11 protein-coding genes are annotated in these 13,689 nt (G+C 38.7%); 2 read left to right on the top strand and 9 right to left on the bottom strand.

The annotated features are described in order from the left end of the window. Positions 1-151 precede the first annotated feature (151 nt). Positions 152-1,333 (top strand): MFS transporter, encoded by a 1,182-nt coding sequence (locus tag ACLHDF_RS15230; protein ID WP_413919574.1) that lies wholly within the window; start codon positions 152-154, stop codon positions 1,331-1,333. A 50-nt stretch (positions 1,334-1,383) separates the two neighbouring features. Here the strand turns inward: ACLHDF_RS15230 and nasC are convergent, their stop codons facing one another. Both nasC and nirB read right to left on the bottom strand, forming a co-directional pair. Beyond that, positions 1,384-3,534, bottom strand: coding sequence for an assimilatory nitrate reductase catalytic subunit NasC (gene nasC / locus ACLHDF_RS15225; protein ID WP_413919573.1), 2,151 nt, complete (start codon positions 3,532-3,534; stop codon positions 1,384-1,386). Between the two features lie 19 nt (positions 3,535-3,553). Next, a complete protein-coding gene (gene nirB, locus ACLHDF_RS15220) occupies positions 3,554-5,899 on the bottom strand; it encodes a nitrite reductase large subunit NirB (protein WP_413919572.1) in 2,346 nt (781 codons plus the stop codon). A 336-nt stretch (positions 5,900-6,235) separates the two neighbouring features. Here nirB and ACLHDF_RS15215 point away from each other — a divergent pair, with 336 nt between their 5' ends. Then, positions 6,236-6,670 (top strand): hypothetical protein, encoded by a 435-nt coding sequence (locus tag ACLHDF_RS15215; protein WP_413919571.1) that lies wholly within the window; start codon positions 6,236-6,238, stop codon positions 6,668-6,670. Positions 6,671-6,721: 51 nt separating this feature from the next. Here the strand turns inward: ACLHDF_RS15215 and lrgB are convergent, their stop codons facing one another. The 7 genes from lrgB to celB all read right to left on the bottom strand — a co-directional run bounded on the left by lrgB (position 6,722) and on the right by celB (position 13,676). Then, positions 6,722-7,402, bottom strand: coding sequence for an antiholin-like protein LrgB (gene lrgB / locus ACLHDF_RS15210; protein ID WP_413919570.1), 681 nt, complete (start codon positions 7,400-7,402; stop codon positions 6,722-6,724). Between the two features lie 33 nt (positions 7,403-7,435). Further along, a complete protein-coding gene (gene lrgA / locus ACLHDF_RS15205) occupies positions 7,436-7,870 on the bottom strand; it encodes an antiholin-like murein hydrolase modulator LrgA (RefSeq protein WP_413919569.1) in 435 nt (144 codons plus the stop codon). 162 nt (positions 7,871-8,032) lie between these two features. Next, on the bottom strand, positions 8,033-8,773 hold the full coding sequence (locus ACLHDF_RS15200; protein WP_413919568.1) for a LytR/AlgR family response regulator transcription factor: 741 nt from the start codon (positions 8,771-8,773) through the stop codon (positions 8,033-8,035). Position 8,774: 1 nt separating this feature from the next. Next, positions 8,775-10,526, bottom strand: coding sequence for a LytS/YhcK type 5TM receptor domain-containing protein (locus ACLHDF_RS15195; RefSeq protein ID WP_413919567.1), 1,752 nt, complete (start codon positions 10,524-10,526; stop codon positions 8,775-8,777). Positions 10,527-10,649: 123 nt separating this feature from the next. Beyond that, positions 10,650-11,978, bottom strand: coding sequence for a 6-phospho-beta-glucosidase (locus ACLHDF_RS15190; RefSeq protein ID WP_413919566.1), 1,329 nt, complete (start codon positions 11,976-11,978; stop codon positions 10,650-10,652). Beyond that, positions 11,975-12,304, bottom strand: coding sequence for a PTS lactose/cellobiose transporter subunit IIA (locus ACLHDF_RS15185; protein ID WP_114894216.1), 330 nt, complete (start codon positions 12,302-12,304; stop codon positions 11,975-11,977). Before ACLHDF_RS15185 ends, ACLHDF_RS15190 begins: the two co-directional genes overlap by 4 nt. A 13-nt stretch (positions 12,305-12,317) precedes the next feature. Then, entirely contained in the window at positions 12,318-13,676 is a 1,359-nt protein-coding gene (gene celB / locus ACLHDF_RS15180) for a PTS cellobiose transporter subunit IIC (protein ID WP_413919565.1), read from the bottom strand. Positions 13,677-13,689: the final 13 nt, after the last annotated feature.

Raw genomic sequence — 13,689 nt, 5'->3', positions numbered from 1 at the left:
GGTATCCTTCCACTTTTACCTGCATCTGATCTTCAGCAAAAATACGGCAGAAAACCTAACACATAATGATACATAAGAAAGAAAGCGTAGTATCATAATTACCATATTGCAACAGCTTTACGCTGCATATAAAAAAGGAGGTTTTTAAGCAATGTTTTCTAAACAGCCCTTATCTGTACTTCTTATCTCGACTCTATCCATGATTATTGCTTTTGCAGTATGGTCTGTCTTCGCACCTATTGCTGCAGATATTCAAGTGATGTATTCATTAACCAATGCTGAAAAAAGTATCTTAATCGCTACCCCCGTCTTATTAGGGTCTCTGATGAGAATTCCAATGGGGATTTTAACAGATCGCTTCGGGGGAAGAAAAGTGTATTCTTTGACTATGCTGGCTCTTTTACTCCCTACCATTTGTGCAGGCTTTACGCACTCTTACTCCATGCTCCTCTTTTGGGCATTTTTTATCGGTATGGCTGGAACAACATTTGCTATATCCATTACATATGTCTCTAAATGGTATTCACCTCAAAAGCAAGGCTTTATTTTAGGGATTGCTGGAATGGGCAACTTAGGGTCAGCCGTAGCAAGCTTTAGTATCCCACTTATCTTTGCTTCCTTTGGCTTACCTTGGGTGTTTTGGAGTTTAGCAATTGCGGTAGCCTTAATGGCTCTTTTATTATGGGTAGGAACTTCAGACCATCCTTCTGCCGCGTCTCCCAAAACGTTGCAAGAGTCTTTATCAGTATTAAAATTTAAGGAAACTTGGTTTTTGTCTGTCTTCTATTTTTTAACATTTGGTGGTTTTGTCACGTTCAGCATCTATCTTCCTACCATTTTGCATGATCAATTTAATGCTTCAACTGTAGATAGCGGGCTAAAAACAGCTGTTTTTGTTGTATTAGCAACGTTTGTACGGCCTCTTGGAGGATATGTATCGGACGTATTCGGAGCAAAAAAAGTACTCACCTTCGTCTTTACTGGAATGCTACTAATAGGGTTATTTATCGCTTTTACCATAAGCGTCTTCTCACTATTTAGCGTAGGTTGTTTACTTGCAGCCATTACTCTTGGCATCGGAAATGGAGCTGTTTTCAAAATGGTTCCATCTGTTTCAACAGGAAATATTGGAGCTGTTACCGGCATCGTAGGAGCATTCGGAGGTGTAGGCGGGTTTTTCCCTCCTATTGTGCTAGGCTTTCTAAAAGATACAAGCGGAGATTACATGGTCGGTTTTTCCTTGTTAGCGCTTTTTGCCCTATTCTGTCTCTTACTGAATTATTCTGGATTCAAAAAACAAAATGTACGTATTAACCAAAAGCACCTTGCCTGATTTCATACAAAAAGCCTCTTTTTCTGAAGAGGCTTTTTGTATCAGCATTTTTAATAGCTATTTCTTTTTACAGACGGGCTAATATTCACAGCACTTACTTTAAACCCAGGCATCTTACAAGCGGGATCTAATTTCTCAGAAACAAGGTTATTAACATTTTGAGAATCTGCCCAGTGAAAAGGAACAAATACCGTATCTGGCCGAATGCCATCTGAAAATCTGCTTCTTACCACAATGCTTCCATATGAAGATTCAATTTGTACCAATTCTTGATTCGAAATATGATATTTTTTCGCCGTTGAAGGGTGGATTTCCATAAATGATTCGAAATTTCTAGCAGATAAAGACGCACTTTTTCGCGTTTGTACACCCGTTAAATAGTGTGACATCACTCTCCCTGTTGTTAAATAGAGAGGATATTTTTCCGTTATTTTTGCTTTAGGAACAACGGCTTGGTTTGAGACAGAAACCATTATCGCTTTTCCATCACCATGAGCAAAACGTGTTTCAAACAGTCGCTCGGTTCCTTTATCTGTTAAGCTTCTGCAAGGCCATAAAATCCCTTTTTCCTCTCGTAATCGTTCGTACGTAATACCGGAGTAGTCCGCAATTCCTCCTTTACTTGCTATTCGCAGTTCATTAAATATTTCTTCGGCTGATGAAAACGCAAAATGCTCCTCTTTTCCTAAAACTTTGGCAATTTCACATAGTATTTCCCAGTCGTGTTTGATTTCGCCACGGCACGGAAAGCTAGCTTCACGCAACGTAACTCTTCCCTCTACATTGGTCATCGTTCCTTCATCTTCCAAGTAGGAAGACGCTGGTAAGATCAAATTTGCTAATTTTGCTGTTTCTGATTCGAACATATCCGCTACCACTAGAAATTCAAGTTTTTCAAAAGCCTGCTTAACAAAATTAGCGTTTGGGTTTGAAACTGTTGGATTTGAACACATTAAAAACAGCCCTTTAATTTCACCGTCATGAATTTTTTCAATCATCTCATATGCAGAAACGCCTTTTCTAGGAAGATCTTTCTCTTCTATGTTCCACACATCTGCTATATACATGCGGTGCTCGTGATTTTCGATTGAACGGTAGCCTGGAAGCTGATCCGCTTTTTGGCCATGCTCTCGGGCTCCTTGCCCATTTCCTTGACCAGTGATTGCTCCATAGCCGCAGTAAGGTTTACCGATTTTCCCAACAGAAAGTAGAATATTCAAAAAATTTTGCACTGCAGCACTTCCGTCTGTTTGCTGTTCTACCCCTCGAGCAGTAAAAATCATTCCCGTTTTTCTTTGGCCAAACATACGGGCAGCTTGATATATTTCCTCAACTGGCACTCCCGTTATTTCTTCAATAACATTAAATTCTAGAGAAGCAACATATTGCATCACCTCTTCAAATCCATTAACACGTTCTTGTAGAAATCGTTCATCTAGATAATTTTCTTCGATAATAACCTTCAAAATTCCATTGGCTAATGCTGCGTCGCTCCCTGGTTTAAGTTTCAGATGTAAATCTGCTATTTTAGTTGTAGCTGTTTCTCTTGGATCAATAGCAATAATAAAAGCTCCGTTTTCTCTTGCTTTTTCAAAATAAGGCATAATCGTTGGCTGACATTCTGCAATATTTGTTCCAGCTAGCATAATGCATTCAGTAAGCGGAACCTCTTGCAAGCTATTCGTAAACCCTCGGTCCATACCAAATGTTTTGCTAGCAGCAGAAGCAGCAGCTGACATACATAAGCGTCCATTATAATCAATATACTTTGTTTTTAATGCAACTCGAGCAAATTTCCCTAATAAATAAGCCTCTTCATTTGTAATAGAGGCACTTCCATAAACACCTAGTGCATCTGCTCCATTCTTCTCTTGAATCTCTGTAACGTTTTCTTTAATATAGTGAAGAGCTTCTTTCCAAGAAATCTTTACAAACTCTCCGTTTACTTTGAGTAAAGGATATTGAATCCGATCTTTATGCAAAGGATGCTGATGCGCATTCATCCCTTTAATACATAATCTTCCTTGAGAAGTAGGATTGTCTGTTCCAATTGTTTTATACGTTTTCCTTTTTACATGCGTTTGTTCAACTAACTGCATTTTACACTGCATGCTGCAGTAAGGACACTGCGTATTATAGATACGCTCGGTTTCAACTTGCTTTTGCTGCTCACGAAAATATTTCAACAGCATCTCAGTCATCGTAGGTCACCCTTCTTTCCTATAATAAATATGTGATTGCACGAGAGCGTTCTGAGCTAAGTTGCTTCATTAAATAATCTCGATTATCTACCTCAAACAAAACTTCTCTGACATGAACAATTCCTACCCGCTCGATCCAGCTGCCGACACTTTCTAAATAATTCGCCGTTTCACGATAATATTGAATTAAAGAGCAGCTGATTTCTACTGCTTCTTCGTTCGTTTCCGCCACATAAAACAGCTCACCGCTTTTGGCTGCTGCGCTGCTTCCGCCAGCATATATTTCCCATCCTCTGTCTATTCTTCTTAATCCTATATCACTTGTCGTTACATTCTCTGTAATGTGAAAACAAGAAGCAATACTGATTTTGATATCACATGGGGTCTTTATATATTCAAGCTGTTTATCTAATTCATTTGATAAAGCAAGAGCAGGTTCATACTGACAAATACACGTTCCTTTTCCTATATAAACAGATACATTTTTAACTGTACGTTCATATAGCGGCTGAAGTCCTCTATCTATTTCCTCGCTTACCAACTGAAGATATTCTTTTTTTACTCCAATGAGTTGAATACGCTGATCGCTTGTTAAACGAACATTAGAGATGTTGTACCTTTCAGCTACGCTTGCTATGTTCCTTAATTCCTGTACATTTGTCAGACCACCGTGAATTTGCGGTACCACTGCATAAGTCCCGTCGTGAAGCAGAACAGCCTGTTCATTCTCCGTAGTAAATAAAGAATGCCGATTGTTTTCGTAATGAGGATTAATCATATCTAAATAGTAATGAAGACCGCCTTCACATAACGAGCAGCCTTTCAGGTCTTTAAATCTTAACATTTCTCTTGCTTGCTGAACCGTCTCAAATTGATATCGCTGCATTTCTCTTACCAGCTCATCTTCCGATAAATGTGTACACGCACAAAAGGTTTTTTGTTCAATAATTTCATCAAACTCATCGCTTTGAATATATGTTAAAAGGTCTGTTACAAGGGGTTTGCATCCTCCGCATGAACCAGAAGCTTTCGTGCAACTTTTTATTTCATCTACTGTCGTTAAATCATTTTTCTGTACTGCTTCAATAATAGCTCCCTTTGTCACACCGTTACAGTTGCACACGATATCTGTAATTGGCATAGAAGCTACCGTGCTTTCGTTTTCATGCTGAGAAGGAAATAATTGTACTTTTTCCGCTTGTGACAAATCCTTTTTTTCACTAATCATTTGTGATAGTTTTAAAGCATCACTTATATCTCCAAAGAGAACAGCTCCCACTATTTTCCCTTCACGAAAAACTACTTTTTTGTATATACCATCTAGCATATTCGAAATCGTAATAGCTTTTGCACCTTGATTTTCCTTAAACTCTCCGACTGAGTAAACGTCTATTCCTGATATTTTTAACTGAGTGGAAAGCACGGACCCATGGTAACCTTCGTTTTTTATTTGGCAAAGATGTCGCGCTAAGACCTTTCCTTGTTCATAAAGGGGAGCAACAAGACCGTATGTCATCCCTCGATGTTCAGCGCATTCACCTACTGCATAGATATCGGGTATATTCGTTTCTAAATAATCATTTACGATGATTGCTCTATTGGTTTCTATTCCGCTTTTTTTAGCTAGATTAACATTTGGCCTTACTCCTGTAGCCATTACAACTAAATCAGCTGCAATTTTGCTGTTATCATTAAATCGGATACCCTCTACTCGGCTTTTTCCTATAATCTCATCCGTATGTTTGTTTAATAGAAAACTCATGCCTTGCTTTTCCAATTCTTCTCTTAACATAGCGGATGCTGCTCTGTCTAACTGTCGCTCCATTAAGAAGCCCGAATGATGGATAACTTGAACATCCATTCCTAAGTTCAACAGTCCTCTAGCAGCTTCCAGCCCTAACAGACCTCCTCCAATAACCGCTGCTTTTTTATATTGTTTAGAGATGTTAATCATTCTCTGACAGTCTTCGATGGTACGAAAACCGAGAACACCTTCTTTTTCAGATCCTTTAACGGGGAGCATATATGGGCTTGAACCAGTAGCAATAATAAGCTTGTCGTACATCGCCTCTCTGTTTTTATCTGTTTTTACTACTTTTCTCTCTGTGTCTATGTGGATAACACTTTCTCCTTTAAATAAGGTTATATTATTTTCCTTATACCATGCAAAAGAATGGATATTGATATCTTCAAGCTTTGTGCTCCCTTGTAAAACGGTTGATAATAAAATTCGATTATAGTTAACATGAGGCTCACTTCCAAAAACAGTAATATCAAAACAACCTGGGGAATGAACCAGTATTTCTTCAATACAGCGCATCCCTGCCATTCCGTTTCCGATTAATATCAGCTTTTGTCTCGTCATATAAAAACCTCCAAAACATAGATTAAGACCGTAAAAGATACATTTTTTATTATTTCATAAACTTCTCTAAAAGAAATGAACCTTGTTATAACTTCTAACATTAAAATCTGTTTAAAGCGTATGAGTGCGCTGATGTCATTCGTTGAAAGTCGGCTTTTATGTAGAAGATTACTATGCTTTAAAAAAGGGTAAAAAAAGGATGCTGTGCCTGTATCGCCTTTCCCTGCGCCTTATAAGTAATCTATATAAAATTTTGTTATCTTCCTTGTGCCTGCTATGTATTTATTTTGAAATCAATTATGATAAAAGAAAGATTCTGAATTGGAGGGTTAAAACATGTCAATAACCGCTCATGCCACTCAGTGGATTCATTTTCAAATTAAATTGTATAACCTGCATTCCAAAACGAGATCGCTCAAAGATCAAAAACTAGAATTACCTCTACCAGAATTCCATCAAAATCTGATCATATTTACATCAGCAACTCATCATGGCCTTACGTTTGGATATCAAACCATTCAATGGGATACGCCCTATACTTCCTCTGCGATTTACATAGAGCATCAGTCTATTCCATGGTCCATTTTAGACCAGCGTTCCTTTAAGCACATAACCGAACATATTACAGCCATTTTCTTAGAGACAATGTTTTATAGACAAAGTCAATTCAAACAATGTCAATTTTGTTTTGAATTTATCATTCCTGAAAGCCTTTTTGACCATACAACCTGTCAAAACTGCGCATCACGACATTTTGGAGTGGTCTATTAACAAATAAAAGCCTGAAGATATCAGAAAACTTCTGACTTCTTCAGGCTTTTATTACATGACTAGCTGAACAAATATTGGAATAACTGCAACTGTGACGACGCCTACAATAACGACCGCAATACTTGCCATAGCTGCCTCTACTTCTCCCATTTCAATCCCTACGGCTACACCGAGCGCATGTCCAGAAGTGCCAAGCGCTAATCCTTTCGAAATTGGATTTTTCACTTTGAATACTTTTAAAAATAAAGCGCCCAGTGCATATACGATGACTGCATTAAAAATAACAGCAAAGGAAGTAATAGCAGGAATCCCTCCAATATCTTGAGACAATGGCAGCGCAATCGCTGTTGTAGCTGCTTGTGGAAGCATTGATTTCATCACGACTTCATCCATATGAATACCTTTAGCAATCGCAAAAATAATTGCTACCGAACAAACTGACCCTACCGCAATCGAAGAAAGAATTTGCCACCAGTACTTTTTCAATTTACCGGCTTGCTTATATAAAGGGATGGCAAAAGCAATTGTTGCCGGCTCTAAAAAGAAGCTGATAATTTTCCCGCCGCTGCTATATTCCTCATAAGAAAAGTGACCAATTTTCAAAAAAGCAATCCCGAGTACCATTGCCACAAATAAAGGAGTAAATAAGAAAAACCCTTTTGACTTTTTAAATAAATACGTTCCAATACCGTACGCAGCTAAAGAAACCACGATTCCAAAATACGGATTCATCTTTCCAACCACCTTGTCTCTTTATAATTAATATTAAGCAATGCCTTGTTTTTTCGTTTTTTCATTCATATCTACAGCTTTTCTTTCTTCTTTTACTTTATTATCTTTTGTCATGCTAAGTATAAGCTGTGAAAATAAGCCTGTAACGCCTAACAGAATAATCGTTGCCACCATGATAACCAAACAAATTTGAATGCCGTACTGCTGCATAACACCTAATGAATTCATGACAGAAATACCTGCTGGCACAAATAAAAATCCGATCAAAGAAGTTAAAGCCGTTCCCAGTGATTCAACTTGCTCTAGTTTAATAATCTTCAAGCAGAGTGCAAGAAATAACAGCACAAGCCCAACGACTGAAGCGGGCATTGGAAAAGGCAAATGCTCTGCAATAAAATCTGAAATCAACATAATTACGGAAAAAATAAATGCTTGTGTTAAAAAGCCATACACTTTTTTAGCACTCATTTCTTTCACCTCTCTCTGTTTGTTGACTTCATTATATAAAATGAAAACCCATAAGAAAGCGCTTTCAAACTAAAGAGTCAAATATTTGTGCTCACTTACAAAAATCGAGCCTTGAAATGCAAAAAACAGCTTGCTGAAATGCATACGCAAGCTGCTTTTTTCTTAAATTCCTAAACGTTTCTTCAATTCTTTAGCATATGTACGGCTGACAGGAACTCGCTCATCGTTTTTCATCACTAAATTATACGTAGAATTAAACCATGGCTGTACTTCGGAAATATGATGTACGTTGACGATATACCCCCGGTGCACACGAATAAACGACTGAGAAGGGAGCTTTTTTTCTAGCATAGCCAGCGTATCAGCAGTATGATAGGATTCTGTTATAGTCTGAATAGTGACTTCTCCTTCTATTAATCCTACAAACAAGATGTCCTCTATATTTACTAACACAATCGAATCATCTACAGAAATCGCTAACTTTCCAGTTTGAGACGAAGACTCTCCGATTGATTCTTCTTCTTTGACAGCGTGATGAGGGACACGCATTTTTTTATATTTATGAATGGCCTGCACCACTCTCTCTTCATCAAAAGGCTTCAAAATGTAATCAATTGCATCTACTTCGAAGGCTTGTAAAGCGTACTGGTCGTACGCAGTTGCAAATATAATAGCTGGGGGATTTTTCATTTTTTTAAGCCTTTTAGCAATATCAAAACCGCTGTCATCTGACAATTGTATATCTAAGAATAATAAATCCGGCTTTTCATCCATCATTTTATCCAATGCCTCTTCGATACTCTCAGCTTCTTCAATGAAGTCTACTTCTTTCGTTCGATGCAGCAAATATTTTAATTCATCTCGCGCTAATATTTCATCGTCTACTATCAGTACTCGCAGCATATTACATACCCTCGCTTTTTAATTCAATTGGTATAACAAACGAAACTGTTGTTCCTTCTGTTACGTCAAACTCCAGCTTTGTTTCTTTTCCAAACAATCCATGCAAACGTTGTTTAATATTGTAAAGAGCTGTCCCTGTTCCTTTTTCTGAAAAAACGGGCTGATTGCCAAGCATTTGCACTCTTTTTGTGTCTATGCCTTGTCCATTGTCTTTTACCTTTACATATACATATTTATCTTTTGCCTCAATATAAACTTCTACACGACAGTGCTTTTGTTTACGCGGAAATGCGTGCCGAATGGCATTTTCCACAAGCACTTGAAGAATAAACGGCGGAAGCAAGACATCGTCCAGTCCTTGGTCAATATACATGTCAATTTCGTATTTATTAGGAAACCTAGCTTGCTCTAGCGATAAGTACGCGTGAACATGATCAAGCTCTTTTGATAACGGAATCAACAGCTGCCTTGCACCTTGTAAATTGGAACGAAAATAAATACTTAGCTGCAAAAGCAGCTTTCTGGCTTTTTCTACGTCTTGTCTGCACAGCGCCGAGATTGTATTAATAGCATTAAATAAAAAGTGAGGATTCACCTGTGCCTGTAAGGCCTTAATCTCCGCATCTTTTAGCAATTTACTTCGAAGCTCTGCTTCGCCGAGCTCTAGCTGAGTTGAAAAAAGTTTAGCCAATCCTTCTGCCAGCTCTTCCTCCACCCGGCTTAACCCGCTTGCATCTTTAAAATACATTTTTAGCGTTCCAATGGTGGTACCGTGAGAAGTAAGCGGCATCACAATAGCGGCATGAAGCGGGCAGTCCTTATGCTGACAATCAATTTGTTCTCTAGATTTCGCTTTCATAATTTTTCCTGTCTTCAGCACCTCGTGAGACAGTCCAGTAATTAAACTATGCGAAGGAACGTGGTGATCGATTCCTTCCCCTACATGAGCTAAAATCTTGTGCGTATCAGTTAACGAAACCGCATCCGTACCTGTGAAGCGATGAATAATATTTGCAACATTTTCACACGATTCAGCAGTGAGGCCCTGACGAAAATGAGGAAGAGTTTGATCTGCGATTAATAATACTTTGTGTGTCTGAAGCGCTCTCATTTGTTCCTCTTGCCGTAAAATAGACTGGATAATAGATAGGAAGATATAGCTTCCCGTGCCGTTTACAATAATCATTGGAATAGCAATAATACTTACTAGCGTCCATGCCGAATCAAATGGTTTAGCAAATAATAAAATAATAAGCATCTGAAGCGTTTCCATCGCTATGCCTACAAGTGCAGCAAAGCGTGGTGTAATCGTTCGATGTTTTTTCCGATATGCATAGCCGATATATCCAGTTAACACCCCTGCCAAAACGGATGAAACTGCACAACTAAACGCCGTACTTCCTCCTAGCATAAAGCGATGAACACCAGCAAGTAGTCCTACTCCTAAACCAACAAAAGGACCGCCAAGCAGACCGCCCATTTCCACACCCATAATTCGCGTATTTGCAATGGAGCTTGATGGATCCACCTTTAATAATAAATCTTCATTTCGAATAATCGTTCCTTGAATTTCAATTCCCGTGTAGTTGCTAATAATACTAAAAAGAGAAAAAATGAAAATGAGTACAGCTTTTCCTTTATAACCTTGCTGTTTGCGGAGAAATTGCCGAAAAACTTTTGTATGTGCCAGCAAGAAACCTATAATAACAATAACTCCGACTCGTTCTACCATCATAATTAATAAATGAATCATTTCTAGCCACCCTTTGCTGTCTGGTTCTATTTTATATTGTTACATTGATGATGTCAGAAATCTAGCTCTACAAACAGAAAAAAAGAGCTGTTCGAATACATACTGTATTCGAACAGCTCGATATCAGGCTTGAACAGTCTTAAAAAATTGAGGCAAGTAATCTTTATGAGCTTCTAGCATCTCATCTACAATTTGCTTAGCTAGTTTATCAGACGCCACAAGCGGATTAATGGTTAATGCTAAAATAGCTTTGTCGTAATCCCCTGTCACTGCTGCTTCAGCTGCAATTCGTTCAAATGACTTAATTGTTTGAACAAGACCGCGAACAGATACAGGAAGGTCGCCGACTGAAATTGGTTTCGGACCATCTTTTGTAATAATACAGCTTACTTCTACGGCAGAATCAGCTGGAATGCTTGCAATGGCTCCGTTGTTCACTGTGTTTACAGGTTGAATATCACCTTTATCCGTATAAATTGATGTAATCAACCGAACGGCTGCATCACTATAATAGGCGCCGCCGCGCTGTTCTAATTGAGGCGGTTTAATGTCTAAATTAGGATCTTTATACAGCTCAAACAGCTCTTTTTCCAACTGTTTTACCACTTCTGCTCTCGTTTCACCTTTTTCATAATTAACAAGCTCTTTTTCTACCATTTCACGCGTTTTGTAATAGTACATGTGATATGGACAAGTTAATGCATTCAGCGCTTTTGTAAACTCCGGCTCCCATCCAAGTCCCGCTACATTTTTTACAAAGCTGCTGTTATTTGGATCACTCAATAAATCAATAACTTGATCTTTGACACTTACACCATCTACATATACATCTAATCCATAGACCATGTGATTTAAACCAGCAAAGTCAATTCGGATGCGGGAGTGGTCTACATCAAGCAGTTTAGCAATTCCCATTTCCATTCCGATTGGCACATTACAAAGTCCTACAATCTTTTTAATGTTACTATAGCGAAGCACAGCTTCTGTTACCATGCCCGCAGGATTTGTGAAGTTAATCAGCCAAGCTTCTGGACATAACTCTTCAATGTCACGGCATATATCTAAAATAACGGGAATTGTACGAAGCCCTTTAAATAATCCGCCTGGTCCGTTTGTCTCTTGACCGAGCACCCCGTATTTAAGCGGTATTCTTTCATCTTTCGCTCGTGCATCTAACAAACCAACGCGAAATTGAGTCGTTACAAAATCCGCATCTTTTAGTGCTTCTCTTCGATCTAACGTTAAATGAACATCAATTGGTAAACCTGATTTTTTTACCATTCGCTTTGCTAAATTCCCAACAATCTCTAATTTTTCTTTTCCTTCTTCTACGTCTACTAGCCACAGTTCTCGAACTGGAAGTTCATCATATCGTTTAATAAAGCCTTCTATTAGTTCTGGTGTATAGCTTGAACCTCCGCCAATCGTTACAATCTTAATACCTTTTGTCATAATGTAATCCCTCCAGAAATTTTGATTGCTTCATATAAATCTACAAATTCAGTAGCCATTTCTTTTACTGTCATCGCATTCATCAAATGATCTTGAGCATGAATCATGAGCAGAGAAATTTCTGTACTTTCCCCTCTAATTTCTCCTTGAATTAACGAGGTTTGGATGTGGTGAGCTGCGTTTAATTCTTCCGCAGCTTGTGTAAGCTTTTCACGTGCTTCTGAAAAATTTCCGCTTTTAGCAGCCGCTATCGCTTCCATCGCGGAACTTCTTCCGTTGCCACCGTGTAAGATTAGTTTGAAAATATATTCTTGAACGCTTTCCATTCTTTATCCCTCCTCACACAATATCTTTCTGTGTATCGCTTGGTACCCCTTCAACTGTAGGCTCTATTCCATTTTCTTCGGCAAATTTTTGTTTATCCCACATTCTAAAGAAAGGATAATAAATACAAACAGAGATTCCGATGTTAATCGCTTGCATCACTGCACCCGATAACTTCCCTCCTGTTGCCAAATAGCCCGAAATAATCGGAGGCATGGTCCAAGGAACTGCAATACCTGCTGGTTTTGCTACTAAGCCTGTCGACATCGCAATATAGGTTGCTACCACCGTCACAAGAGGTGTAATAATAAATGGAATAAGCATCATTGGATTCATCACCATCGGAAGCCCAAAAATGATAGGCTCATTGATATTAAAAAGAGCTGGTCCTATTCCTAATTTACCAAGCTGCTTCATTTGCTGACTGCGCGCTTTTAAAATCATAGCAACAACTAGAGCTAACGTTGCTCCGCTTCCTCCAATATTGATCCAAATATCAAAGAACTGCTGTGTAAAAATATTTGGTAATGCTTCATGATTAGCAAATGCAATTCGGTTTTCATCCATAGCTCCATACCAAATCGGAGCCATAATTCCACCAACAATATTCGCTCCATGAAGTCCACAAGACCACATGAGCATAATAACAAGCTCGGCAACTAGCGTACCGCCTAAACTGCCGCCCAATACACCTAAAGGCTTTCCAAGCAATTCTCCAACAATATTATGCAGACTTCCAAAATGCGTTTGTTCTACTAACAAACGTAAAATCCAAATAAATGCTATTACCGTAAAGCCAGGAATAAGAGCCGCAAACGATTTTCCAACAGCAGGAGGAACTCCATCAGGCATCTTGATGACAATGTCTTTTTGAATAAACCATCTGTAAATTTCCGTAGAAAGAATTGCGACAATCATCGCTACAAAGAGCCCTTTACTTCCCATTAAAGCGGTGGGAATTCCGCCGTCTACTAAAATAGCTTCTTTGGCTCCGCTTGGGAGAAAGGACACTTTATACGGAGTAGCAAGTAAAAAAGCTGCAAGTGAAATTGCTCCTGCGGACAAAGCATCCACTCCATATTTTTCAGCTAACCGATAGGCTATCCCAAAACAAGCAAGCAGCGCCATAATATCGAATGTAGCTCCAACTGGATAGGCCATTTTCGTTGCCCATTCTTTTCCGAAAATCCCTGCCATAAATTCGTTGTAACCTGGTATCGGTAAATTCGATAGTATTAAAAAGACTGAACCGATAATAATGAGCGGCATTGTCAGAACAATACCGTCTCGAAGTGCTTGTAAATGGCGTTGACCCGCCATTTTTCCGGCGATAGGCATTACTTTGCTTTCAAGCATACTATTAAATTTGCTCATGTAGTCCACGCTC

This window comes from Priestia megaterium (genome assembly GCF_046599315.1).
In the GTDB taxonomy this organism is placed as follows: domain Bacteria; phylum Bacillota; class Bacilli; order Bacillales; family Bacillaceae_H; genus Priestia; species Priestia megaterium_F.
The sequence above is the reverse complement of the archived record's forward strand: the minus strand, read 5'-3'. Positions and strand labels throughout refer to the sequence as shown.